Annotated in this window: 23 protein-coding genes; 13 read left to right on the top strand and 10 right to left on the bottom strand. The window is 48.5% G+C overall.

Features of this window, described 5'->3' with window-relative positions; genetic code table 11:
- Positions 1-36: 36 nt before the first annotated feature.
- Positions 37-702 (top strand): LON peptidase substrate-binding domain-containing protein, encoded by a 666-nt coding sequence (locus tag AC812_RS15370; RefSeq protein ID WP_061917067.1) that lies wholly within the window; start codon positions 37-39, stop codon positions 700-702.
- A 127-nt stretch (positions 703-829) separates the two neighbouring features.
- Positions 830-2,071 (top strand): L-2-hydroxyglutarate oxidase, encoded by a 1,242-nt coding sequence (gene lhgO / locus AC812_RS15365; RefSeq protein WP_061917070.1) that lies wholly within the window; start codon positions 830-832, stop codon positions 2,069-2,071.
- Here lhgO and AC812_RS15360 read toward each other — a convergent pair.
- The 3 genes from AC812_RS15360 to AC812_RS15350 are packed head-to-tail and all read right to left on the bottom strand — an operon-like array spanning position 2,056 to position 4,846.
- Positions 2,056-3,141, bottom strand: a complete 1,086-nt coding sequence (locus AC812_RS15360; RefSeq protein WP_169787324.1) for a lysophospholipid acyltransferase family protein — start codon at positions 3,139-3,141, stop codon at positions 2,056-2,058. The two genes, lhgO and AC812_RS15360, sit on opposite strands and share 16 nt — an antisense overlap.
- Positions 3,142-3,149: 8 nt before the next feature.
- Positions 3,150-3,932 carry a hypothetical protein gene (locus AC812_RS15355; protein ID WP_061917076.1) on the bottom strand — a complete coding sequence of 261 codons (783 nt, stop codon included), beginning with the start codon at positions 3,930-3,932 and terminating at the stop codon, positions 3,150-3,152.
- 32 nt (positions 3,933-3,964) lie between these two features.
- On the bottom strand, positions 3,965-4,846 hold the full coding sequence (locus tag AC812_RS15350) for a cyclase family protein (RefSeq protein ID WP_061917079.1): 882 nt from the start codon (positions 4,844-4,846) through the stop codon (positions 3,965-3,967).
- 348 nt (positions 4,847-5,194) lie between these two features.
- Between AC812_RS15350 and AC812_RS15345 the strand changes: the two genes are divergently transcribed.
- On the top strand, positions 5,195-6,079 hold the full coding sequence (locus AC812_RS15345) for an oxamate carbamoyltransferase subunit AllH family protein (RefSeq protein ID WP_062158962.1): 885 nt from the start codon (positions 5,195-5,197) through the stop codon (positions 6,077-6,079).
- Between the two features lie 3 nt (positions 6,080-6,082).
- On the opposite strand, the gene AC812_RS15340 is transcribed toward AC812_RS15345, so the two are convergent.
- From AC812_RS15340 to AC812_RS15320, 5 genes are all read right to left on the bottom strand, one after another.
- The gene (locus tag AC812_RS15340) at positions 6,083-7,555 is read right to left on the bottom strand and encodes a M1 family metallopeptidase (protein ID WP_169787323.1); all 1,473 of its coding nucleotides are present in this window, start codon (positions 7,553-7,555) and stop codon (positions 6,083-6,085) included.
- A 25-nt stretch (positions 7,556-7,580) separates the two neighbouring features.
- A complete protein-coding gene (gene typA, locus AC812_RS15335) occupies positions 7,581-9,440 on the bottom strand; it encodes a translational GTPase TypA (RefSeq protein ID WP_061917088.1) in 1,860 nt (619 codons plus the stop codon).
- A gap of 152 nt (positions 9,441-9,592) precedes the next feature.
- Positions 9,593-10,432 (bottom strand): hypothetical protein, encoded by an 840-nt coding sequence (locus AC812_RS15330; protein ID WP_145962566.1) that lies wholly within the window; start codon positions 10,430-10,432, stop codon positions 9,593-9,595.
- A gap of 99 nt (positions 10,433-10,531) precedes the next feature.
- Positions 10,532-11,188: a response regulator gene (locus AC812_RS15325; protein ID WP_061917094.1), complete on the bottom strand. Its 657-nt coding sequence runs from the start codon at positions 11,186-11,188 to the stop codon at positions 10,532-10,534.
- Positions 11,185-12,372 (bottom strand): sensor histidine kinase, encoded by a 1,188-nt coding sequence (locus AC812_RS15320; protein WP_061917097.1) that lies wholly within the window; start codon positions 12,370-12,372, stop codon positions 11,185-11,187. Before AC812_RS15320 ends, AC812_RS15325 begins: the two co-directional genes overlap by 4 nt.
- Positions 12,373-12,482: 110 nt before the next feature.
- Here AC812_RS15320 and acnA point away from each other — a divergent pair, with 110 nt between their 5' ends.
- The 5 genes from acnA to AC812_RS15300 all read left to right on the top strand — a co-directional run bounded on the left by acnA (position 12,483) and on the right by AC812_RS15300 (position 19,259).
- Entirely contained in the window at positions 12,483-15,194 is a 2,712-nt protein-coding gene (acnA, locus tag AC812_RS15315; protein WP_061917099.1) for an aconitate hydratase AcnA, read from the top strand.
- 251 nt (positions 15,195-15,445) lie between these two features.
- Positions 15,446-16,717, top strand: a complete 1,272-nt coding sequence (locus AC812_RS15310; RefSeq protein WP_061917102.1) for an argininosuccinate synthase — start codon at positions 15,446-15,448, stop codon at positions 16,715-16,717.
- A 14-nt stretch (positions 16,718-16,731) separates the two neighbouring features.
- Positions 16,732-18,111: an argininosuccinate lyase gene (argH, locus tag AC812_RS15305; RefSeq protein ID WP_236839261.1), complete on the top strand. Its 1,380-nt coding sequence runs from the start codon at positions 16,732-16,734 to the stop codon at positions 18,109-18,111.
- Positions 18,112-18,177: 66 nt separating this feature from the next.
- Entirely contained in the window at positions 18,178-18,321 is a 144-nt protein-coding gene (locus AC812_RS17720; protein WP_157235489.1) for a hypothetical protein, read from the top strand.
- A gap of 218 nt (positions 18,322-18,539) precedes the next feature.
- On the top strand, positions 18,540-19,259 hold the full coding sequence (locus AC812_RS15300) for a hypothetical protein (RefSeq protein WP_145962567.1): 720 nt from the start codon (positions 18,540-18,542) through the stop codon (positions 19,257-19,259).
- On the opposite strand, the gene AC812_RS15295 is transcribed toward AC812_RS15300, so the two are convergent.
- Positions 19,252-20,997, bottom strand: a complete 1,746-nt coding sequence (locus tag AC812_RS15295; RefSeq protein ID WP_061917110.1) for an MGH1-like glycoside hydrolase domain-containing protein — start codon at positions 20,995-20,997, stop codon at positions 19,252-19,254. The genes AC812_RS15300 and AC812_RS15295 overlap by 8 nt on opposite strands.
- A gap of 52 nt (positions 20,998-21,049) precedes the next feature.
- Positions 21,050-21,466: a 4Fe-4S binding protein gene (locus AC812_RS18480; protein ID WP_114676109.1), complete on the bottom strand. Its 417-nt coding sequence runs from the start codon at positions 21,464-21,466 to the stop codon at positions 21,050-21,052.
- A gap of 52 nt (positions 21,467-21,518) precedes the next feature.
- On the opposite strand from AC812_RS18480, the gene AC812_RS15290 reads away from it, so the two are divergent.
- The 5 genes from AC812_RS15290 to AC812_RS18050 all read left to right on the top strand — a co-directional run.
- Positions 21,519-22,490, top strand: coding sequence for a tRNA dihydrouridine synthase (locus tag AC812_RS15290; protein WP_061917112.1), 972 nt, complete (start codon positions 21,519-21,521; stop codon positions 22,488-22,490).
- A 125-nt stretch (positions 22,491-22,615) separates the two neighbouring features.
- Positions 22,616-23,695 (top strand): ABC transporter permease, encoded by a 1,080-nt coding sequence (locus AC812_RS15285; RefSeq protein WP_061917115.1) that lies wholly within the window; start codon positions 22,616-22,618, stop codon positions 23,693-23,695.
- Entirely contained in the window at positions 23,688-24,620 is a 933-nt protein-coding gene (locus tag AC812_RS15280) for an ABC transporter permease (RefSeq protein WP_061917118.1), read from the top strand. The genes AC812_RS15285 and AC812_RS15280 overlap by 8 nt, the downstream gene beginning before the upstream one ends.
- 121 nt (positions 24,621-24,741) lie before the next feature.
- On the top strand, positions 24,742-25,770 hold the full coding sequence (locus tag AC812_RS15275; protein ID WP_061917127.1) for a BMP family protein: 1,029 nt from the start codon (positions 24,742-24,744) through the stop codon (positions 25,768-25,770).
- 56 nt (positions 25,771-25,826) lie between these two features.
- On the top strand, positions 25,827-26,037 hold a 211-nt coding region (locus tag AC812_RS18050; RefSeq protein WP_211261496.1), incomplete at its 3' end, for a hypothetical protein.

The raw sequence follows: 26,037 nt of genomic DNA, 5'->3' as shown, positions 1-26,037 counted from the left end.
TGGCTTTAAAGTTAGAGGAGAAATTAATCAATCCTTATGCGCGAACTTTGCTTATTTCCTCTACACACGGTCTTATTCCCGGGCATGCCGCTGCCGCTTCATATCTTTGAAGCAAGGTATCGCCTGATGATTCAACGTTGCATCTCCGAAAAACAACCATTTGGGGTGGTTCTGATCAGACAGGGATTGGAGGCTTTAGGCCCTCTGGCTAAACCGTACACTGTTGGCTGCACAGCCAATATCATACAAGCCGAAAGGCTGGAAGATGGGCGCATGAACATCCTCTCCATTGGCGAAGAGCGTTTCAAAATCCATTCCCTGAATTACGATCTTCCCTACCTCACCGGTATGGTGGAAATTTTCCCAATGGAAGAACCCCATACACTTGCGGTTGCCCGGGGAGTTCGGGCTTTTCAGCCGTGGATCTTCCGCTACTTAAAGACACTTAACTCACTATCCGATGAAGAATTGCATGTAGAAATTAGTCATCTCGAGCTGCCTGAAGATCCGCTGGTCAAATTGTATATGGCTGCCTCACTGCTTCAAATTCCCCTGCATGAAAAACAGGATTTGCTCGAATCTGAGACAACCGCTCATCTGCTCTATAAACTTACCCGCCTTTACCGGCGGGAAATTTCGGTGATCAAACACCTGATGAAATCCACCCCCAATCAGGCTAACCTTTCAGCCTGGTTGAATTAAGAAATCACTCGGTTATCACCTGAAAATCACTACCGTTGTGCGAGTGACATCAACAGCCGGTAAGGTATAATGATTTTACAATGTCTATCTTCATTACCCAAAATTCCCTTCTCTGTGAGGTTGATCCATGAGTGAAAGAACCTTTGATATAGCAATCATCGGCGGTGGGATTGTTGGTATGGCAACTGCCCTGGCGCTTTCCAGACAAACTTCAGCCAAAATTGTGGTGCTGGAAGCGGAAAAGAAACTGGCTGCCCATCAAACCGGAAACAACAGCGGTGTCATTCACTCTGGAATTTACTACAAGCCCGGATCACTCAAAGCCCGGAACTGCGTTGAGGGAAGACAAGCCCTTTATCAATTCTGTCAGGAACACAACATCCGCCATGAAAACTGCGGTAAAGTGATTGTAGCCACCACGCCGGATGAGTTGCCCCGACTGGATGCCCTGCTCGAGCGCGGACAGGCAAACGGATTAACCGGCTTACGCCGCCTGTCCTCCGCTGAAATCAGAGAATATGAACCCCATGCGACTGGATTGGCCGGAATTTATGTACCTCAAACCGGAATTGTAGATTATGTGCAGGTTGTTGAAAAATACGCTGAAATATTCCGTTCCGAAGGCGGTCAAATTTTGACCAACAGCGCTTTCCAATCTCTAACCCTTAAAGGCGATGAGCTTATTCTCCATACCAGCAGCGGTGAAGTTAAGAGCCGTTATCTGATCAATTGTGGTGGTTTGTACTCAGATCGAATTGCCAAAAAGTGCGGAGTCAATCCCGGTTTGCAGATCATCCCCTTCCGTGGGGAATATTACGATATCATTCCCGAAAAACACTATCTGGTTAAGAATTTGATTTACCCTGTCCCTGATCCTCGTTTCCCCTTCCTCGGGGTACACTTCACCCGCCGGGTGACCGGGGGCATCGAAGCCGGCCCGAATGCAGTTCTGGCTTTTAAGCGGGAAGGGTATAAGATTAGCGATATTTCTATCCCCGATATGTTGACTTATGCCACCTTCATCGGATTTTGGCGGATGGGATTGAAATACTGGCGGATGGGTTTCGACGAATTTTACCGATCGCTTTCCAAACGCGCTTTTGTTTCTGCTTTGCAGAAATTAATCCCGGATCTTGGGATGGAAGATGTTCATCGTAGCGGAGCCGGTGTTCGTGCTCAGGCTCTTGAACCCAGTGGCGCTCTCGTGGATGACTTCCGAATTGTCGAAGCCGCCGGAATGATTCATGTGCTGAACGCTCCGTCACCAGCCGCGACTGCTTCGCTCAGCATTGGAAAAACCATTGCCTCAATGGCTATCCGAAATTTCGACCTAAACGAGAAGCGGGTTCCAATTCAAGCTGGCGGATGAAGAGAATCTACTCCTCGAAGGCGTATTAAGTGACCATTTTCGGAGTATTCATAAATTGGAAAGACGAAAATTCGATCCTCCAAATGTTGTTCTGCACACAACCTGAAGACTTCAAGGGCATTCTTTATTAAAATCCCCCGGTCGATCCCGAAACGATAGGTGAAGAAACCGGGGTTTTCCCGTTCCAGATAATCGAGAATAGCGCCTATTGCCTCATGCACCTCTTGAACCAAGATGGGCTCACCAATTTGTTGTAAACATCCCACCGGAAGGCCCAAGTTGCGTTTGAAGGTATCCAGCAGAACCGGATAGTGGAATAAAACACCCAATCCAAGCCTTGTTTGTTCATCCAGCATCAATTTTACTTCTGAATAATCGCCGTTCTTTCGAACGAAAACCTCTACATCAAAATTTTCCTGCACTTTTCGGGTTGATTTTTGTTCTTCAGGCGGCAACAACTCGACTATTCGTTCCATCACCAGGGAAGAAAACCGGTCGAGGTCATTCTTAGAGATGGATTTGTTATGCTCACCCGTTGTCATTTGGAGAGGATCGCCCACCCGCAGGGTCAAACGCGGCCTCTTGAAATGCATCATCTTGCTCAGCGCACCCTTCAACCCGCCAAAACCAATCGGGTATACTGGCGCTCCAGATAGATAGCTCAAGACTGCCACACCGCTCCTTCCGCTCTTCATATCAGCGCCCCAGATACCCCCTTGTGGAAAAATTCCAACAACGCCATTGGCCTTCAACACCTCCAGCGCAGCATAAATTGCCGTTCGATCGATATTACCCCGCTTGACCGGAATAAACTGATACAGATCAGCCAGCCATCTAAATCGCGGATCAATCGGCACATCACCTGTACCTAAAAATTCGACAATGGCCGGAGAATAGACTGCCATCAAGACCACTTCTACAATATTCTCGTGATTACCTGCCAGAATAGCTGGCCCTTTACGGGGCAACCGGTGAAGGCCGCTGGTCTTAATCTCTGCCAGTAAAGGAAGAATTAACCGCCCAAAAGCGGTCAGTGCTTTACGCCGGAAAATGTTTCTGGGGTACTGCATCGGTTTCATCACGCAAAAATGAGCAGAGCCAGTCGGACTGGCTCTGCTCTACTGTGGATAATTCTGTATACCAAAACTTCGTCTGGTACCCGCATGACCTCATTGGCTTTGATGACTTCATCCGGTACATCAAATACCAGTTCCGTTCCGGCCATCTGGCGGATGTAGTCTTTTACGACTTTATCCCAGTATTTCTTGGTCACATAATAAACACGGGCTCCGCCCAGCTCATGCTGATATTCCGGCCATGGATAACTCGGTTGTGCCATACCAATCCCCCAGCGCATCCAACCGTTGTAGCTTTCATAGGTTGCCCACCATTCTTTGTTGCCCAAAATTTCAAATCCATAGTAGGCTTTGGCATAATACATCACCGCTCCAATTCGGCCACCGCGGATCAGCGCCATGGTGTGCAGGCTGATGTTGATGTCCTCGTTTAAAAGCCGCCCATTGGCAAACCCCGCCCATAAACCGTCAATCAACCCAACCAGGGTATAGGGATCTTTGAGGCGTTTGCGGTACCAGCCCAGAATTTCGGCATAGACACGCGCCCCAACAATATCATAGAAGTCGTGATCTACTTCCATGACCTTTTTCATGTATTCCAGCATCATTGGAGCTTCTTCGAGCTTTGCTTCGCGGATATACATGACCCGCCCATCTTTCAGTGTCACCATGGCGCCCGGCCAGGGTTTCAAATCCATTGCCGGAGCTTGCAGAATGGGTTCGATCTCCTCAACATCGAAGGTGATCTTCTGTTCACTGACTTTTTCGGGGGTTGGTAATCTCATCGTATTCCTCCAGAATTTGATTTGAAGTGGAATTAAGATAAATTGGCTTTAGAAATCGCGTTGATGCTCTCAATATGGGCGGGGTTGTAAGCATCACCGAATTTCGTCTTGGGAAGTTCTGCTTTCTTCTTCATCAATTCTTCGTACTCATCATCGTTGACCATCGCCACACAACGTCCAATGCTGGCCTCCCCATCCACAAAGCGCCACGGGAAGAACCCCACCGTCACCCGCCGATTCAACAGCAGGTCAATGTCGCCGCCAATGCATTCAGCATGGATGATCCCGTACGGGAACATTTCAAGGTGCATTAACTGGTACTTGCTATCATCAAAAAATTCAGCCAGCCCCATGCCGTATTTCTTGCGAAATACTTTTTCCGCCTGACGTGCCTGACGCGGCATCCAGTCACGAATGATGGTGTTCATCGGATGATCAGCGCTGCCACAATCCACACCAATCCAGCGAAGTTTTTTGGCTTTTGCCCAGTCTGCAAATTCGCGATCGGGACCGGGGTGCATCACCATGTAACGCACCTCATTGGCGTGCGGTTGATCCCAGCCAAAATGATGATAACCGGTATGGATAATCAAGATGTCACCTTCTTTGACTTCCACCCGCTCTTCTACCATTTTGCTGGTATATACATCGTAGTCCCCGCATACATCCGAAAGATCAACAATGGCCGCCTCATGCACCAGAAAATCCATGTCCAGCGATGCCATGTCCTTACCGGGGGTGTGAAAATGGATTTCACCGTCAAGGTGAGTGCCAAGATGATTAGAATGGGTCAACACCTGGCCGTTGGCGCCGTTAGGGGCAAGCCGTTTGAAGTATTTGACCTGCAAAGGTTCATAGGTCGGCCAGGGAGGAGTGCCAATACCAAGAGGAATAGTTAAATCAATCAATTTCATAATCTTTTCTCCTTGTTTAGGTGATTTTAAGAAGCGGTTCGGTGATCGCAATGTCCTACCGGAAACAAAAATCTCCCTGATCTGAACTCTCAGAGAGATTATTTAGACTTGGATAAGGGCATAAAAATCCCATAAGCATTTACCTGCCAGTTATGTGCCCGGTACATTCTGCTGGAGCAGAACCAGATCATTGACATAATGTGTTTCGTTTTACCCTGTAACCCGAAATATGAGGTTAAAATTTAGTAGAAAAAACAGGAACAACTATCAAAATTATCATATAAAACCCTCTTGGTGTCAACTGACATTCCTCATAAAATTGTCTGACATCCTTATAAAGGCCAAAATGTGAAAATTTTTTCCGCTAATCAAATCGGGCTATGTGCCGCCGAAAGTCTCAAAAAGAATCGTTCCGGCGAAGTAATCGGAATAACTTCAAAGGGCGTGTTCCTCAAACTCGCCGATCAATCCATCCTCTTCCTGTCAAACAGCCGGTTTGGTAATCCCCTTACCATTAACATAAATTCGGATTTATCGGTTCTTCCAGTCCATCCCGGCGAACCGGTCAATCTTTCCGAAACGACAATCCATTTTGAGCATTCTTCTACCATTATTCAAACCAGCAAGGTCACCATTTATTCATCCAAAAGGTTATCCAGCCCCATTTCCACACTTCCTGATCTAAAGCAATCCGTAGCCGTCTTATTGACTCTACGCTCCCGTTTAGATCATTCTGTAGCCTTATTGGAAGAGGTGCTTGCCTTCATGGATAATTCCTCACCAGCTCATCCATCCGAATCCGAAACTCAATTAGCGCTGGAAAGACTGGTTCAAAATGCTATCGCTTCGCCCGCCAATTGTTTTCTTCCCATACGTTTTTTTGCCGGGAGAGGCCGTGGGCTTACGCCTTCGGGGGACGATTTACTGATGGGGTGGATTTATACCCTCTATCGTTGGGCAGGCAGTCCAAAACTGGATTTGAGTCAACTTCACCAGGTGCTGCTTCGCGCAATTGAAAGCCGTACAACATCCATTAGTCTGAATCTGGTTAAAGCAGCCGCTCAGGGAGAAATTGACGAACGCTTGCTGCACGCCTTTGCGATGATCACCGGTCTTCGACCTGTTGAGGACTATGCCATTCAAGATGTCTTGGAATGGGGAAGTTCATCGGGGATTGAAGTTTGTGCCGGCATGGGATTGGGAATTTTTACCCTGAACCGGTTGATTGTTTAATCTTCATGGTGAAGAAGCAAAGAATGAACTGAACCTCTCCCTTACATCTTGTTCGGTGAGGTTGAAGGCTTTAAAAAAATCATCAGGAGCGGCAATTTTCCCGCTATTATCCGCATAGTAGAGCGCCAATCCTTCAAAAAAAGACTCATTCCCAACAAAGTTTCTCAGTTCTTCGAGAAATGCTGCCCCGCGCAAATAAACCGCATCTCGATATGCCAGATACCCGTTATAATCATAAACCGGCAAATCAATCACCCCTTGAGGTTGGTAAAAATTTACTCGATAAAACCACCACCAATCAACCAACTCCGGTAAGTATCGTTCATAATACAATCGCTCAGCGTAAGTACAAAGAGATTCATCCAGCCATGGATGTTGCGCCTGATCATTGGCAACCTCAGCATACCACCATTGATGGGCGGTTTCATGAACCGTAATCAGGGTTAAGTAACCCTTATCCGTTCCATCATAAAGGTCATAAAATCCCTTGCTCAGGAAAAACAATCCATCAAATTCCATGCCATCCAAAAAATCAGCCTGTACCACGCTGATGGATGAACGTGATAATTCACCAAACAATTCAGAATAAAGCCGAAAAGCCTGAAGCGTGTGATTTAACACGACTTCTCCCTGCCGCCGATACAATGGGAAGAAGTAGTGGCTGATTTTCACCCCATCCACCTCTACCTCATTCACTTCAAAATCGGCGCTGATCGAAATTGCAAAGTTTCTGGCTTGGCTTAGGCGATATTCCCAATGATTTTGATGATTTTCAACAGGACTTGAACTGGCTGCAACAATCACCTGCCGCGGAGAATTGACCACATCAAAAATAACCTCAAAATCCGCCAGTGGGTAGACCGTATATTCTCCAAAGAAAGCCGGTGGGTGAATTACCCAGCCAGTATCTTCGTTATAGGGGGGCAGCCACAAATACCAATCCACCAGATTGGTTTGACGCAGTGTGTAACCATAAATTTGGGGTTTGCTCGTATCAGAAGGCGGGGGTATTTCGGGTAATTGCAGGCTATATTCCGCCACAATGGAAATAGAATCCTGGAAGGACAAAGGCGCGTCTAACGCAATTCTCAGCCAGTTTCGCTGCAATTCCCAATCCAATGCCTGACCGGTAATTTGATTTTCCAACCTGCTCAATACAAACCCGTTCGGGAAGCGATTCGGTTCAACAATCAGCAAAATTTCACTGAGCGGTTTAACGGAAAGATGCGTAAATTGAATCACCTGATTGACGGCAACTCTTTTCTGAGCAGCGTCGTAAATCGCCTGAATGGTGTAGGCTGGTAAAGCCTGTGGAGCGGGAGTGATTTCAGGCACATCTGACGTAGGGGTAAACCCCATGGCGGTCGGGGTAGATTCTGTAACGGGTATCGGTGTGGTTTCTTGTAAAATAGGAGTTGGTGTTGCCGGCAGTATCGTTGGACTGGCACAATTACCCATCGCCAGAGCAACAATCACGAACCAAACCCATCTCAACCGCGGACTACCCGACCTCATACAATTCTTTAGCACGTTTTGTCTGCTTTCCGCGTTCTTCTGTATCGAGGATCTTCTTGCGAATTCGAAAACTCTTGGGGGTCACTTCCAAAAGCTCATCCTCAGCAAGGTACTCAATGGCTTCGTCCAGGCTCATTGTGCGGGGAGTTGTCAGGCGCACCTCGATGTCCTTATTCGATGAACGCATGTTGGTCAGGTGTTTCTTTTTACATACATTCACAACCAGATCGCTTGACCGCAGGGTTTCGCCAACGACCATGCCTTCGTAAACTTCAACCCCAGGCCCATAGAACAAGATACCGCGCTCTTCAGCGTTTTTTAGACCGTAATTGGTCGTCATTCCCGCTTCCCAGGCCACAATCGAGCTGCTGTTACGGGTCGGAATTGGACCAGCATAGGGAGCGTAGCCATGAAACAAGGTATGTATCACCCCCATGCCGCGTGTAGCCGTCAGGAATTGATAGCGGAATCCCAACAGGCCACGTGTTGGAACGACGTAGACGAGGGTTACGGTATTATCCGGGTTATTGACCAGATTGATCATCTGGCCCTTTCTGGCACCCAACATTTCCACCACGGCTCCGACTGTATCCGCACTGGTTTCAATATGAACCTCTTCATAAGGTTCCAAAATTTCTCCATTCCCACCTTCTTTGAGAATGGCTTCGGGTCGCGAAACCTGAAATTCATATCCCTCACGACGCATGGTTTCAATCAGAATGGCCAGGTGCAATTCTCCTCGACCGGAAACCAGAAAGGTGTCCGCATTTTCGGTTTCTTCAACCCGGAGTGCAACATTATTGCGTAGCTCGGCAAATAACCTTTCGCGTAATTTGCGGGAGGTACTCCATTTTCCTTCTTTTCCAGCAAAAGGAGAGGTATTGACCCCAAAAGTCATCCTCACGGTCGGTTCTTCCACCCGTATTGGCGGTAGAGCCACTGGCTGCTCTGGATCGGCCAGTGTCTCGCCAATTTCCACACCTTCCAGACCGGCGATCACGCCAATATCACCCGCCAGAACTTCGTCCACCTCAACTTTTTCCAGCCCCTGAAAGACGAACAGATATCTGGCTCTCTCCGGCAATACTTCCCCCTGCAGTGTAATCCGTGCGATGGGTTGACCGTTGATGACCTTACCTGCATTCACCCGCCCAATGGCGGTAACGCCGCGATATTCATCGTAGCCGAGGTTGGTCACCAGCATCTGAAAAGGAGCGTCCAGATCAACCTCAGGGCAGGGGATATGTCGGAGAATTGCATCAAATAAAGGTTGCAAATCCGGGGATAATTCCGGTGTCAGTCCGGCTTGCTGGGAAATTGCATTGGTATAAATTACCGGAAAGTTGGCCTGGCTTTCGCTGGCTCCCAACTCAATGAATAAATCAAAGGTATCGTTCAAAACCCGGTCGGGTTCGGCATCGCGGCGGTCCATTTTATTGATGACAACAATTGCCTGATGTCCCATCTCCAGGGCTTTTTTGAGAACAAATCGGGTCTGAGGCATCGGTCCCTCCGCAGCATCTACCAGTAATAACACCCCATCCACCATGTTCATCACCCGTTCCACCTCGCCGCCAAAATCAGCATGGCCGGGTGTATCAACAATATTGATTTTGACCATCTCGCCCGTTTGTGGGTCTGGGATGAGAACGGCGGTATTTTTTGCCAAAATCGTAATGCCCCGTTCCCTTTCCAGTTCATTCGAGTCCATAACACGTTCTTGAACCTGTTGATTTTCTCGAAAGACCCTTGCCTGACGAAGTAAGCCATCCACCAGGGTTGTCTTGCCGTGATCAACGTGGGCAATAATTGCCACATTGCGAATATTCTTTCTTTGTACTTTCATTTACTTACAACCTTTCAAACCCATAAAATTATCCGACCTTCAATCTTATCAAACATTAGAAGGATTGAACAGGCGTAAATTTTTTACGCCTAATTTTGAACTATCCCCTTTTACCAATGAAAAAACATCCCTGGAGAATAAAGATATCGAAGTTAATGATGAATACCTTTTCTAAGCAGAAGAAGATACAAACCAAAAATGATCAAGCCAATGGAACCCGTGTTAGCAATAAAAGATGGGGCATTACCTGGATCACCGCCAATGTACAATCCCCAACCGACAACCGCCATCACGCCCCCAGGGATTAATGGCCACCAGATGAACTTGGTGGTCACTACGCGGGAGAAAAGAATGATTAACCCCCAACCCAGCGCAAAGATCGCAATCATCATCCCCGTTTTAGATAAGGCATTAACAGCCATGTCTGTACCCCATGCAAAATAAATTCCCGGTCCAATGGCAACGAGCAAACTGCCCGGTATAATCAAACCAAAAATACGCCAGAACACACCCCACGTCAACAAGACAAGACCAACCCCGCCTACAACGAAAAGTACAAAATCAACCACACGTAAGGGTGTGATTAAAAAACACAATCCAACGAAGAACAAAATCCCGCCGGGAATCATGGGCCACCAAACCCGTTTCGAAGTCACCCATCCCGAACCAGCGGTGATTAATGCCCAACCAGCCGAAAAAGCCAGAATCAACCAGCCAACCCGTTGTTCAAGGCTGAGCGACAGTGAGGAACTGAAAAACAGAAATCCTCCAACCCCTGCTCCAAAAATCAAACCACCCGCAATTAATAAGCCCAATTTTTTTGTCCGGTTAGCCTCTACCAGAAATACGGCGCCGCTTATGGGTAAAATGACCAGAACCAACCAGCCGGTTTTCAAGAATTGTTCTAAAAAGATGGCTAAACCTACTGAGATGAACCCTATCCCAAGAATGTAAGGAAATTCCCTTCGAGGATTTGTCCGAATTGGCGGCATCTCACTCACAATTTCCTCCTGGAATTTTTCCAATCATACCTCTCACCATCTGAATGCACATCCAGCACAAGTCATATTTGTGGTCACATTCCAAATCGGTCAAATCAACCCCAACTCACGGGCTCTTAAGACCGCCTGCATTCGATCGCGTGCATCCAGTTTTGCAAGGATGTTCGTCAAGTGATTTTTGACCGTTCCTTCCGCTATTACCAGTGTGTCAGCAATCTCCTTATTACTGGCACCCTGAGCAACCAGCCTCAGCACTTCCAATTCCCGTGAGGATAATTTAACCCCAATTTCATCGAGAGAAGTTCTTGCCGGCCTTGATAAGCGGGAAAACTCAGCCATGACTTTGGCAGTAATGGATGGCAGTAAAAAATATTCTCCACGCGCCGCCGAGCGAATCGCCTCATACAATTTTTCAGACGAGACATCTTTCAGCAAATAACCCACCGCACCCGCACGCAATCCTTCAAAAACATCTTCGTCGTCGTCAAAGGTTGTCAGCACAATAACCTTGCACTGCGGTAAACTGTCTTTGATACGCCTTGTGGCAGTCACTCCATCCATGACCGGCATTCTTAAATCCATCAAAATCACATTTGGGCTCAGATTGACTGCCATGCGCAAGGCTTCTTCACCTTGAGATGCCTCCCCCACCACCTCAAAATCAGGCTGCAAATCCAGCAATGTCCTTAGCCCTTCTCGAAAAAGGGCCTGATCGTCCACCAGAAGTATTTTTATCTTTGGATTCATGCTGGCACCTTGATTCTAAAACCAAATCCCTTTGAAGGGTTTTCTAAAAGCTGAAAATATCCACCCACAATTTGAACACGTTCCCTTAACCCCATCAAACCAAAACCTTCTTTCAATTCATCAACTCCCACACCGTCATCCTGAAGAGTCAAAACGACCCACTCCGGGGAAGAATAATCCAGACATACGGATAAATTCCGGGCTTTGGAATGCTTACAGGCGTTGGAAATCCCCTCCTGAACTGCCCGGTAAAGAGTCCAATAAGTTGTAGCGTTCAATTCGCGCCCCACCCCAATCACCTGAAGTTCAGGTTCAATGCCAAAGGATTTTGCGCTTTCGAGCAATTGCGGGATGATCTTCTCAAGGGGAATATCCTGATAGGGTTGACTGCGCAGGGTTCCAACCGATTGACGAACATCCGAAAGGGCTTCCTGCGTGAGAGAGATCGCTTTTTGTAGATGCTCAGCCGATTTTTGCGGATCATTTATCATCAGTGCATTGGCTGCTTTGATCTGCATGTGAATACTGGTGAGGTAGTGCCCCAGCCCATCGTGAATTTCGCGCGCCAGCCGATTGCGTTCTTTGATAATGGCCAGATCTTCGATCTGCGCCGCATAATCGCGCAGTTGCTGGTTTGCCTGTGTCAACTCCCCCACCAGGCGTTCCACTTCACGACGGGAAGCCTCTTCGTTCAAAGCCATTTGAGTAAATACGACAATGAACACTAACCCGGCAAAAAAGATCGGTAATCCTTCCCAAACTGCTTGTAAATTATCCGCAAATGCGTAAACCGCCCCAACATAAGCCAGCAAGATAGAAAATTGGGCAAAATAACTGATTCTCTGTGGAAGTAATATTACCGCATGACCGGCAAGCGGCAACAAAACCATGGCATTAAAACCCGCACCTCGCCCCAAATACACAATCCAGGCTCCCAGTAAAATCTGAACGATAAAATAGCCAATGCTCAACAACAAATTTTGCGATTTCGCACAAAATGCGAAACCATAAATTCCAATTGTCAAATAGGTGGTGCCCAACACAATCATCAGGATGATTTCAAGCGGTGTTGCAGCCTTCATTGAACTGAAGGTCGCAAAAAAGGACGCCAACACAACCACTGCAAAGGCTAAATCGGCATCACTGCTGGTGCGAATTTGCGAATCGGATGATTTATTCATCATCAAAATTATAATCCCGCCGCGAAAAGGATTTATCGAAAAAAACTTGAAGTCCAAAAATGTTGAGATTATAATCCCACATTATCCAATTCATTCGCCAAGAGAGGGCAGCCATGACCATTGATCATTTCAGCCGCGCAATCCTGAAAGTAATTGATAAAGAATATTTTTTCTTCCCTTTGCTGAATGTTCCCGGCGCAACCATTGAAAATTTAAACCGCCTTCCCTTTTCAATTCGAATTTTGTTAGAAGGGGTTCTCCGCAAGCAGCAAACCGGTGAAGCCACTTCCGCGGACTTACAAAATTTACTAAATTGGCAGCCCAGACAAGAAAACCGGCCCACCATCCCCATTTTTCCCGGCCGGGTGGTGCTTCAGGACTTTACCGGTGTTCCGGTCATTAACGATTTGGCGGCAATGCGCTCCGCCCTTGCGAGAATGAAAGATGATCCTCGGAAAGTTAACCCGGTTGTCCAGGTTGACCTGGTCATTGATCATTCAATTCAGGTTGATTACTACGCCAATCCTGATGCTTACCGGCTGAATGCCGAGCTGGAATTTCAGCGCAACCGCGAAAGGTATGAATTTCTTCATTGGGCGCAAAAAGCCTTTAAGAATCTTCGTATAGTCCCGCCAGCCTCCGGTATCGTTCATCAGGTCAATCTGGAATATCTGGCCACCGTCGTCCTGACCCGCGAAGAAGAAGGTTCCACCATCGTCTTCCCGGATACACTGGTGGGTACCGACTCTCACACGACCATGATCAACGGATTGGGCGTGGTTGGCTGGGGAGTCGGCGGCATTGAAGCCGTCGCCGCCATGCTGGGCGAGCCAATTGAAATTGTCGCACCAGATGTGATTGGCGTCCGCCTCAGTGGCAAGTTGCGCGAGGGTGTAACCCCAACCGACCTGACCCTCTTTATCATCCAATCCTTAAGAAAATTAGGGGTTGTGGATAAATTTGTGGAATTTTTCGGCCCGGGCCTGGATCATCTCGCCCTTGCTGACCGGGCAATGATTGCCAATATGGCTCCGGAAAGCGGTGCGACCATCCTTTATTTCCCTGTGGATCATCACACCCTGGACTACCTGAGATTAACCAACCGGCCTGAATCGTTGGTGGAACTGGTTGAAGCCTACTATCAGGCCCAAATGCTCTTCCGCACATCCTCAACTCCTGACCCGGAATATACCTATGTGCTGGAAGTAGACCTCTCGGCGATTGAGCCATCCGTGGCGGGTCCACGCCGCCCGCAGGACCGTATCCCTTTGTCTGAAGTCCGCAGCGTTTTTCAGCGTTCGCTCACCGCACCCAAGACTGAAAATGGGTTTGGTATTCCGCCCGAAGAACTTGGGAGAAGTGCAGTTATCCCAAGCAACGGAAAAACCAGTGAGTTGAAACATGGGTCAGTGGTCATAGCCGCAATTACTTCCTGCACCAACACTTCCAATCCATTCGTGATGATGAGTGCCGGTTTGCTTGCCAAAAAGGCAGTTGAAAAGGGGCTGAAAGTCAAACCCTACGTCAAAACCTCCCTGGCGCCCGGTTCACGCGTGGTTACAGATTATCTTAAAGACGCCGGTTTAATGGATGACCTGGAAGCCTTGGGATTCTATCTGGTCGGTTATGGCTGCACCACCTGCATCGGAAACGCCGGTCCCCTACCCGAACCCATCGTGCAAGCCATTAAAGAGAACAATCTGGTAGTGGGTGCGGTCTTATCCGGCAATCGCAATTTTGAAGGTCGCATCAGTCCTCACACCCGCGCCAACTTTTTAGCTTCTCCCCCCCTGGTCGTGGCATATGCATTAGCCGGAAGCGTAGATATTGATTTGCTGAACGAACCACTCGGCACAGGCAAAGACGGCCAGCCAGTTTTCCTGAAAGACATCTGGCCTTCCTCTCAGGAAGTGGAAGAACACATTCACCGCCATATCCGCCCTGAAATGTTTACCGATGCCTATGCCGCCATCTTCCAGATGAGCGAGCTATGGAACCAGATTCAAAGCGGTGAAGATTTGCTCTACCAGTGGGACGAAAACTCGACCTATTTGCAGGAACCACCTTTCTTCAACATTCAACCTTCCGGAGGCGAGGACATCCTCAACGCACGAGTGCTGGCTCTGCTTGGTGATTCAATCACCACCGATCACATCTCGCCGGCAGGGAGTATCGCCGTCAACAGTCCGGCTGGACAGTATCTGATCAGCAAAGGCGTGCCACCCTCCGAGTTTAACTCCTATGGTTCCAGGCGCGGCAATGACCGGGTGATGACACGCGGAACTTTCGCCAACATACGCCTGAAAAATCAGCTGGTACCCGGTGTCGAAGGTGGGTTTACCCGCCACTTTCCCAGCGGTGAACAAATGACCATTTACGATGCAGCCATGCGTTACCAATCTGAAGGCGTCCCGCTAATCATTCTGGCTGGAAAAGAATATGGCACGGGTTCCAGCCGGGATTGGGCTGCTAAAGGGGTATTATTATTAGGAGTTAAAGCCGTCATTGCCGAGTCCTTTGAGCGCATCCACCGTTCCAATCTGGCAGGCATGGGCGTGCTCCCGCTCCAATTTAAAAACGGTCAAAATGCCCAGGCCCTCGGTCTGAAAGGGGATGAAATCTTCGCCATCAAAGGTATTGGGCCGGAATTGTATCCCGGAAAAGAGGTCATTGTGGAAGCCCGCTCAGGCGCGAAAATTGTCACCTTTCCGGCAATTGTCCGGCTGGATACGCCCAAAGAAATTCAGTACTATCTGAACGGCGGAATCATGAATACCATCCTTTCCCAATTGCATCGGCGAACTCTGGAAAACTTGCAAAATTGATTATTGACAAATTAGTCAAACTTGCGTATCATCATGCACAACAAATGGGTTTCCTGAAATGATCTCTATCTCTTCCGAACTCCGCTTCCGTCGTCCGCTAACCGATCCCTTCTTCCACGGGATGGTTGGCGCTTTTGGGGTTATTCAGTAAGAGATCACACCGAATCATCATTCTGTAATCCAATGCCCTCCAAACCGTGGAGGGCATTTTTTATTCCAAAAATAAATCCAAAGGTAAAGGAGAATAAAACATGAAAAAGAATGGAAAATCAAAAATCAAAAAAGTGGTGCTGGCTTATTCGGGGGGGTTGGACACCTCAGTAATTGTTCCATGGCTGATTGAAAACTATGGTTGTGAGGTGGTCTGCTACACTGCGGATATCGGTCAGGGGGAAGAACTTTCCGGTTTACCTGCCAAAGCCAAAGCCAGCGGGGCAAGCAAAATCTACATCGAGGATCTCAAAGAAGAATTTGCCCGCGACTATTTGATGCCGCTTTTGAAATCTGGTGCAATTTACGAGCGAAAATACCTGCTGGGGACATCCATCGCACGCCCGTTGATCGCCTATCATCTGGTGAAAACTGCCCACAAAGAAGGAGCTGATGCCATCGCTCATGGCTGCACCGGCAAGGGTAATGATCAAGTGCGTTTCGAGCTGACCGCCATGGCGCTTGACCCCCGCCTGAAAGTGATTGCGCCGTGGCGAGAATGGAACATTCGCTCTCGCGAAGACGCACTGGCTTATGCGCAATCCCACAACATCCCGGTTTCATCCACCCTCAAATCCATTTACAGCCGAGATAAAAATCTATGGCACTTATCCCATGAGGGTGGGTTGCTCGAAGACCCCTGGAACGAGCCGGAAGAAAGCATGTACCAGATGAGCAACTCTCCGCTGAATGCACCCGATCAACCTGAAACAATCACTCTCGATTTTGAAAAAGGAATCCCAAGCCGGTTGAATGGTAACAAGATGCCCATTCACGAACTGATTGTTGCCCTGAATGAAATTGGCGGGAAACACGCTATCGGCAGGGTGGATCTGGTAGAAAACCGGTTGGTGGGCATGAAATCGCATGGCGTATATGAGACCCCCGGCGGCACAATCCTTTTAGCAGCCCATCAGGAACTGGAAGGGCTGTGTCTTGATCGGGACACACTCCACTTCAAAGAAATCATAGCCCACCGCTATGCAGAATTAGTCTATAACGGACAGTGGTTTACCCCCTTGCGTGAAGCCCTGGATGAATTTATCAACAAGACGCAGGAAACAGTAACCGGAACGGTAAAACTCAAATTGTACAAGGGCAATATCATCGTTGCCGGGCGCACGAGTCCGGAAAGTTTATACCGGGAAGACTTTGCAACCTTTGGGCAAGATGATGTATATAATCAAAAAGATGCGCAGGGATTTATCACGCTATTTGGGCTGCCCATGAAGGTTCAGGCACTGCGCAAAATTCACAAAAAGCAACCCGCTCAGTACGACCAGCCCGATTACACCAAATTCAAACGAGATTAATTCAGGAGTTGATCGTGACCAAATTGTGGGGAGGACGCTTCTCTTCTCAAACCGACTCGCTTGCCGCCCGGTTGAACGCATCCATTGCGTTCGACTGGCGGCTGGCCCCCTTTGATGTGAGAGCATCCGCTGTGTGGGCCGAAGAACTGGCTGAAATCGACATTTTGTCCGCTGAAGAACTCCAACAAATTCAAAGCGGGTTGCAGCAAATTACAACCGAGATTCAAAACCATACTTTTCAGATTCAACCCGACGATGAGGATGTCCACACCGCCATCGAACGCCGGCTGTTTGAACTGATTGGTGAGCCGGCAGGTAAGCTTCACACCGGACGAAGCCGCAATGACCAGGTCATGACCGACTTTTACCTCTGGCTGCGCGAATCTGGCAGTTTTCTCGATACAGCCATTCAAGATGTGCAAAAAGCCCTGATTGATCGAGCCGAGTTGGATTTGGGATTGATCGTCTCTGGCTACACGCATTTACAGCGTGCCCAGCCAATCCTTCTCTCCCACTGGTGGCTTTCTCATTTTTATCCACTCCAACGCGACCGGCAGTATCTGGACTTTCTGCTGCAACAAGCCAACTTCTGCCCGCTGGGGTCTTCTGCCTTAGCCGGATGTCCTTATCCGATCAACCGTTTTCGTCTGGCTAAAAAATTGGGTTTTAATGCGCCTTTTCCCAACAGCATTGATGCCGTTTCCAGCCGGGATGCGGCTGCTTCTTTTCTGTTCTTTGCATCCCTCCTCACCGTTCATCTTTCACGCCTCGCCGAAGCACTCATTTTATTCTCCACAACCGAATTTGGTTTTGTGGAATTGCCCGATGCCTATACTACCGGTTCATCCATCATGCCTCAAAAGAAAAACCCCGACATGCTGGAACTGACCCGCGCCAAAGCCGGCGTAACCATCGGACAATTGACCGGATTTTTGAGTGTGCTTAAGAACTTGCCATCCGCTTATGATAAAGACCTGCAGGAAGACAAACCGGCAGTCTTCAGTGCTTTTGATCACCTCAGCCTGATCTTACCGGTCATCTCCGGCATACTTCAAAATCTGAAGGTGATCCCCCAGAATCTCTCTGCCAGTCTTGACCCTGCTCTGCTGGCAACCGAAATCGCCGACTTTCTGGTCATGCAGGGCATTCCCTTCCGAAAAGCACACCGCCTTGTAGGCGAACTAATCAGGGATTGTGCCAATCAGGGAATTACCCTCTTGCAGGCTTCCGCAGAACAACTTGGAAAAATCCACGAAAGCCTTCCAGATCAATTTGCCGAATTGCTTGATCCTCGTCACGCCGTTGAACGGCGCGCTCAATTTGGAGGAACTTCTTCCACCTCGGTTAAAAACCAGATTATCCAGGCGCGTAAAATCCTTCAAAAATTGCGCTGACAAACATCCTTGACTCCTGCTCTTAAGGCTGTTAGGATGAATAATCAAAATGTACGGAGGTAAGCCATGAATCCTGACAATGAAAATGATATTCGAAACACTGACGATACCATTCCGACCCCATCCACGCCTGTACTTCCGATTGTATTAAATTTGGACGAGGAAACAATCGAAATTCTGCTGGACGACCAGATTGCTACCGGCGGATAATTCATCGAATTTTCCTATTTATTCATGACGGGCGCGGAGTGGATCCAACAGATTGCTCTGCGCTTTTTGATTAATCAGATTAATCAACAAAATTCCAGATCCACCCCTTTATGATGTCTTCCAGACCAACTCGAATTTCCTGTTTTATTCAATTTATCCTGATTTTTCTGTCAGGTTGTTCAAACCCCGCCCCGGCGCTATCATCGCCTGCATCATCTTTGGAGGCCAACTACTCCAGCCCGTCCCCAACCCTTTTCACCGATACGCCCATTCCCTCATCCACGATATCCCCTACCGAATCCACCCTGCCATCACAAACTCTGACTCCCCTTAACAATCTTGAACCAGCAGGCTGCCAGAAACCCGACGAGGATTACACCATTCTGACCTTCAATGGAGTTTTACTGAACCAGCGCACCTACTCCATGCTCCGCACTGCTGCCCAGCTGTATCAGGGTGAAATTGATATTCTTGGGGATGCCATCACCCAGGGGTCTTACACTCAACAGGTGGATGCCAGTTTTGGAACCCATGCGGGTGGCGGTGCTGTTGATCTCTCTGTCATGAGGGAAGGAACTTATACAATCCTTTGGGATGAGATTCCGCTGTTGATTCACGCCTTGCGTGTTGCCGGATTTGCCGCCTGGTTGAGAGATTTGGATGAACTTTATCCCGGTTCTCCAATTCATATTCACGCCATTGCCATCGGAGACCAGCAGTTGTCCAGAGCAGCCCAGGAACAATTAACTGGTGATTATGGATATTTCAGGGGTTATTCCGGTTTACCGCCGGGCTTCGGTGGACCCAGTCTGGATCGTCACGGGGGACCAATTCTATGCCGATGGATGATCGAAGCGGGTTATAGCGATTTGCGGCTCACTCCCACGCCCGATCCAATCGGCGATCAACTGGATTGTCACAAATGTCAGATCAAGTAAGCCCTGAAGTATCAGCCTGAGCTGCCCGAACTGCCAATTCGATATATAACGCTGCAGCCCAACCATAAATTGGGGCGTGGGTAATTTTTTGGCCATTGGAAAAACGGTGTCTAAGTAATTCCAGCAATTGCCGGCAGAGGTGATTGCCGATATGCGTCAGGTTACACCGCTCCAAACCTTCCAGTAGCAGATACAATACACCCATCCATTCGGGACTGCGCCATAATTTCTGATTTTCCAAGTCATCATTTTCAATGAGGATTGTCGGCAGGGGAAAGTTTTTCCAAACTCCATCCTCATCAGATAAGTGATCAACCATTTTTTTCGTAACATCTGCTTCGCAATCCCCGCACAACAACCCAATTAAACTCAGCGGAGTTGGCACGCAGACCGGCCTTCCTTGTTGCTGCATCCAGAAAAGGCCGCCTTTTCCGGCTTCATCCTCACTCCGCACCTGTGACAGCACCCGCTCAGCCTGGCATCTCCAAAATTCTGCATCCGCAGGTTCGTTCACAGCGTCGGAGATTTTTGCCATGCAGTCCAGTTGAAGATAAAGAAAAACGCTCATCTCAGGTGAAATGTTGCCCGGCATCTCTTCCAAAATTACCGGATCATCCATATCCTCCGCAAAAAGGGAATGACTTGTGGAGGAAGTAAGGCTCAGGCCATGATCATATAAATCGAGCCACCACTTCAACCAACGAGACAAACCATCATAAATTTCATTGAGGAATTCAACATCTCCATCTCGCTCAAAGAGTTTCCAAATCGTCCAACCCAGAAGTGGCGGGCGCGACCAATCAACCTCGGTGGCTTGTTCCCGTTTGAGGATCACACCGCTCTCATAAACACCGTCAGGTATCATTCCACTGGGAGATTGATGATCAAAAAATATCCGTAATTGATCCTGGGCTAGCTTTCGATCAATGTGACGGTACGCCATGGCATAAAAACAGGCGTCCCATTGCCAGATTGTCGTCGAGTGCTTTTTTGAAGAAACCAGGACTTCCCGGCTTAAGTAAAATCGGGTTGAAACCAACCCGGAGCGTAACAAACACCAGGCAGTTTTATAATGATTATCCGGTGCACCAATCTTCGGGATTCGGGAAAACCAATCCTGCCAGAATTGAGCCGAGCGGTTGAGGACAATCTTTGGATCATTGACGTATCGAGCTGCACCCAGCCGGGTCGAAACATGCAATAACACACCGCCGCAGTTACCGCCGTCCACAATCAATTTAAATTTCCAGCCAAAGCCGGGTAATTTTTCTATTTGATGCTGGAGTATCTTCCGATTGGTTGAGTAAACCAGCCGGGTGCGATCTTCCCCCTGGGCAACAGCAATTCCACCTCGCCGGTCGGTTGATAACTCATTCAGGTTGATTTTTCCGCTTAGCCCACAAGGTTCAGCAGGCGGCGCAATCAGGATATTTTCCCCATCCTCAAACGTCAGATAATACTTGCCGATTCTGGTTTCAAAAATCAGACAATGCGGATAAGTTTCAATGGTGTATTCCAGGGCATTTCCATCCCCATCTAAAAAGCTCATCTCTTCGATCAAAGCGGGTAAATTTTGCCCGATTCTCGAAGCAATATCTTGCGAGCGCAACCGGTCGGTCAATCGCAAGCTGATACCCCTTTCTTCGGCTACGACACTCAACCTCGACCCGCGAGATGTAAATGGAACAATGGAAATATCAAGAATATTATGAAAGTCACTCAAAGCGGGAAAATCCATGTCAAATCCTTGCGTAATCATTACACTGATTTTAACACCTTTCGTCCTCAGATCAGATTTGAAGAGGATGGATCGCTCCAGCTTCACAATGATTCAGGCAGAACTGGCAGCCTATACACAACGTTGGTCTGGCGAGAAAAGGATAGATATGCTGACTTTCATCCATTAAATTCATTTCAATGCACTTCATTGGGCAAACCCTCCGACATTCACCGCAGCCATTACATCTTAAGTAATCCCAGCCGGGTTTGAACCATTTGCTCATGGCGATTCTGGCAGCAGGTTTCCCCAAGTTATCCACAACAGCTCCAAAACCACATACTCGACCACACGCCCCGCACGAATTACAATTTTGCAAAATAATGTGGCGTTTTTTCTTCCGGCCTTGAATTGCCCCAACCGGACACCACATTCTGCATACCCCGCAACCAACACATTGCTCCGTAATTTGGTACAATCTTTCCTCCACACACCATCATACAACAAATCACGAAAAAAATTCGCTTATTCCGGGTAAAACAGTGAACTCTCAGACAGCATTTTTTGTCGGGAACATACCGGTTTTTGGTAATCTCATCCTTTCTCCGATGGATGGTCTTTCGGAGCGTCCTTTCCGTTCGCTGGTACGAAAATCAGGTTCAGCCATGTCCTACACAGAGTTCATTAATGCCATAGATGTGCTATCCGGGATTCAGCGCGTCCACAAGAAAATTTCCTACTACGAGTCTGAACGACCGGTAGTTTTTCAGATTTTCGATGATGATCCCGATCGCATTCTCGATGCTGCCCGTCAATTGATCCCCTTTCAACCCGATATTATTGATCTCAATATGGGATGCTCCGCTCATCATGTTGCCGGCCGTGGAGCAGGTGCAGGTTTATTGCCCCAACCTCACAAAGTAGCGGCGATCATTCAAAATCTGGTGAAGAACTTACCCGTACCGGTAACTGCAAAAATCAGGCTTGGCTGGGATGACCACAACCGCAACTATCTGGAGATTGCCAGGATTGTTGAAGATTGCGGGGCTCAATTGATCGCCGTTCATGGCCGCACGAAGGCTCAGGGGTATACTGGTCGGGCAGATTGGGATGCCATTGCAGAAATCAAATCCGTGCTACGCATTCCGGTAATCGCCAATGGAGATGTGCAAACCGTTACAGATATTCAGCGAATACAAGCTCATACCCGTTGTGACGGCGTGATGATTGGACGGGCGGCTTTATTCAACCCATGGATTTTCAGTTATAAAGACCGCGAGGAAGTTTCTCACCGAGAGGTCAAAATCTGGATAGACGCTCATCTTGAGGAAATGATCCAGTTTCATGGGATCGAACTGGGATTGATTTTATTCCGTAAATATCTCAAGCGCCTGCTTTCCCCCTACCAGATCAGCGATGAATTCTTGCTACCCCTGCTGACCGAAACAGATTTCGATCGTTTCAAGAACCAAATTGACCATTTATTCAAAAATGTTCTCGAACAAAAACCTTAAAATTTCAAAATTCGTGACAAATATAATTTGGAAGTAGGATTGTTTTTTGCTATACTGAATTCTAATGAAGGTTGTATGACATCTCTCCACCTCTAACCCGCCCTCAGGAAAGGGTTATCCCCTCGATGCCATCCAAAACTGAATACTCTCGACTTTTCAATCGTACCATTGAGGCGCTCCTCCCCCTTCTGGCCGTGCCGGTTGCTCTCCTCATCGGAGCAGCAATGATTTACGCCTTAGGGGTTAACCCCCTGCAAGCGTATGGAACACTCTTTCAAGGCGCTTTTGGCAATGTCTCCGGACTTACTCAATCCCTTGTCAAAGCAACTCCCCTGCTTCTGGTTGGGTTGGGGGTTACCATCGCCTTTCGCGGGGGGGTGATCAACATCGGGGGCGAAGGGCAGTTGATTGTCGGCGCGCTGGCAGCAACTGCCTTTTCGATTGGATTTTCAGACTTGCCGCGCATCATCCTCTTGCCACTCACCCTGCTGATGGCAGCATTGAGCGGGGCGGTTTGGGGTGGCGTTCCCGGCATTCTCAAGGCTCGGTTGGGGGTCAATGAGATCTTGAGCACAGTGATGATGAACGCAATTGCGTTGCAACTTTCTAATTATTTGTTACGCGGCCCGATGATTGACCCGGCTGAAATTGAACGCGGTACTCAAATCGCCCAATCCGATTTGCTGCCCCAGGCAGCCTGGCTGTCCCGCTTGATGCCGCGCACATTACTGCACAGCGGCGCCATCCTGGCCTTGATCATGGCGGTGCTGGTATACATCTTTCTCTGGCGCACGACGATTGGTTACCGCATCCGGGCAGTTGGTTTGAACCCGGATGCGGCTCGTTATGCCGGTATTCCGGTTCAGTTTTATCAAGCGCTTTCTCTGATCCTCGGCGGTGCATTTGCCGGTTTAGCCGGAGGAGTGGAGGTCACCGGTGTTCATCACCGCATGATAGAAGGACTTTCCGGTGGGTATGGTTTTTCCGGTATTGTGGCGGCCCTCTTTGGCAAATTGCATCCTTTGGGTGCCGTACCTGCATCGGTTCTTTTCGGCGGGCTGCTTGTCGGTGCAGATCGCATGCAACGGGTTACCCAGGTACCCTCAGCGCTTATCACCGTGATTTTAGGATTGGTCGTCCTTTTTGTAGTCAGCAGCGAAATCTGGGCTCGCCGCCGCGCCCGCAGGAGGGAAACTCGTGGCTGAACTGTTCACCCTGCCCGTCTTATTAGGCATCTTATATTCCGGTATCCGATTAGCCACACCGTATCTGTACGCCGCCATCGGCGAAACTTTTGCCCAAAGATCTGGAGTCCTCAATCTTGGGGTGGATGGAATCATGCTGATGGGGGCATATACTGGCTTTTACATTGCGATGAAAACCGGCAACCTTTTTTGGGGTTTATTAGGCGCAGCGGTGGCCGGTTTCTTAATGGGTTTATTGATGTCCGTGGTCAGTGTTACTTTACAGGCTGAACAGGGAATCAGTGGAATCGGCCTGAATTTGTTTGGTTTGGGTCTTTCCACACTGCTATTCAAAGTCACCCTTGGGGGGGTTGAGTCAATTCGCGGTTTTCAACCCATCCGCATTCCGTTATTGGGCCAAATCCCATATCTTGGGGATATCTTTTTCAATCATAATTTACTGGTTTATGGTGCATTTCTGCTGGTTCCTTTAGCTAACTTCGTATTGAATAAAACCACCTTTGGCTTGAAAGTTCGCGCTGTCGGTCAAAACCCTCAGGCAGCCGACACACTGGGTGTCAATGTCACTCTCATACGCTACACCACCGTCTGCCTTGGAGGCATCCTTGCGGGCATCGCTGGGGCATCTCTATCCCTTGCCTTGATCAACTTGTTTCAGGAGAACATGACCAGCGGTATGGGTTTCATCGCCGTTGCACTGGTTTATTTTGGCGGGTGGCGGCCATGGGGGGTAATGGGCGGAGCATTATTGTTCAGCTTTGTAAATGCTTTACAGTTATGGGTTCAGGTAAAGGGGATCAACATCCCATCTGATATTGCTGTTATGATGCCGTACATTCTCACAATCATTGCATTAACGTTTTCAGGTAGACGCGCCCGCCAGCCGCAGGCGCTTACCAAACCCTTCGAGCGCGGTGAAAATTAACCCAATGAAATTTTCTGAATTAAAAGAGGAGGTGATCTCGCAAAAGTTACCCTTATTCACACAAAGGCTGTTGCCGCGTATATTTTTCACCCATTTCCCTATTTTTTTGGAGGAGTACAAAATGAAAAAATTTGTTGTGCGGATTGCTCTGCTGGTTGCCCTTGTGTCCTTGTTGTTGAGCGCCTGCGCTCAGCCAGCGGCGCCCACTCAGCCAGCCCAGGAGGAAAAGCCGTTCCGCGTGGCCGTGGTCATGCCCAGCACGATCACCGACCTTGCCTTCAGCCAATCCTTCTTCGAAGCCCTCAAGAAAGTTCAGGAAGAGGAAGGCGGACCATCCAAATTTGAAATTGCCTACTCGGAAGGCATGTTCAATGTTCCCGATGCCGCTGCGGCCATTCGAGACTACGCTGCCCAGGGATACGACCTTGTGATTGCCCATGGTTCCCAATATGGCACATCCCTGTCCCAAATTGCACCGGATTTCCCGGAAACAGCCTTTGCGTGGGGTACCTCACTGGATACTTTCCAGGCTCAGGGCATTAATAATGTCTATGCCTACCAGGCCGAATCTCAGGAAGGCGGTTATGTCCTCGGTACAATTGCAGCGCTCATGAGTAAAACCGGTGTTTTGGGTGTTTGCGGACCGGTGAACGCTGGTGATGCCAAGTTGTTTGTGGATGGTTTCGTTGCCGGGGCTAAAAACGCAAAGCCGGACATTCAGGTCAATGTGACATTCACCGGCTCATTCTCGGATGTATCCCTGATGGCTTCTGCTGCTGAAACTCACATTGCTGCCGGCGCCGATATGCTGACCGGATCTTCCCAATCGGTGGTTGGCGCCATCGGTGTTGCCAAGGATAAAGGCGCTTACTGGTTCGGAACCCAGTGGGAACAAACACCGGTCGGTCCAGAAACCGTTGTTGCCACTCAGGTCTTTGATTGGACGATTGTCATTCGCGACATGGTTAAATCTGTCCGGGCGGGTGTGTTGGGCGGCAAAGCCTACACCCTGACATTCAAAAACGGTGGACTGAAACTGGTTTATAACGATAAAGTCCCCGTTCCGGATGACATCAAAGCCAAAGCTCAGGAAACCATTGATGGCATCATGAACGGGACAATTGATCCGCTCAGCGGACCTAAACAATAAAAATTTGATTGAAACGGGGTGGCTTGAGATAACCCAAGCCACCCCACTCATCGGAAGTGAATTATGAGCGATTTACTCCCCACCGGTCACAAACGAATAAAAGAAATGCGCATGGAGGGCATCGTCAAACGTTTCCCCGGGAGATTGTTGAAAAACAAACAACTGGGATTGACGAAAAGGGGAAAACCTTAATACAATCGAACCAAACCACTTTGGAGATCAGCGGGATGGAAAAGCAGCGTTTCGAAGAAACCGGCAAAGGATCAT

The sequence above is a fragment of the Bellilinea caldifistulae genome, from assembly GCF_001306055.1.
GTDB classification, from domain to species: Bacteria; Chloroflexota; Anaerolineae; order Anaerolineales; family Anaerolineaceae; genus Bellilinea; species Bellilinea caldifistulae.
This window is presented reverse-complemented; position numbering and strand designations above follow the sequence as displayed.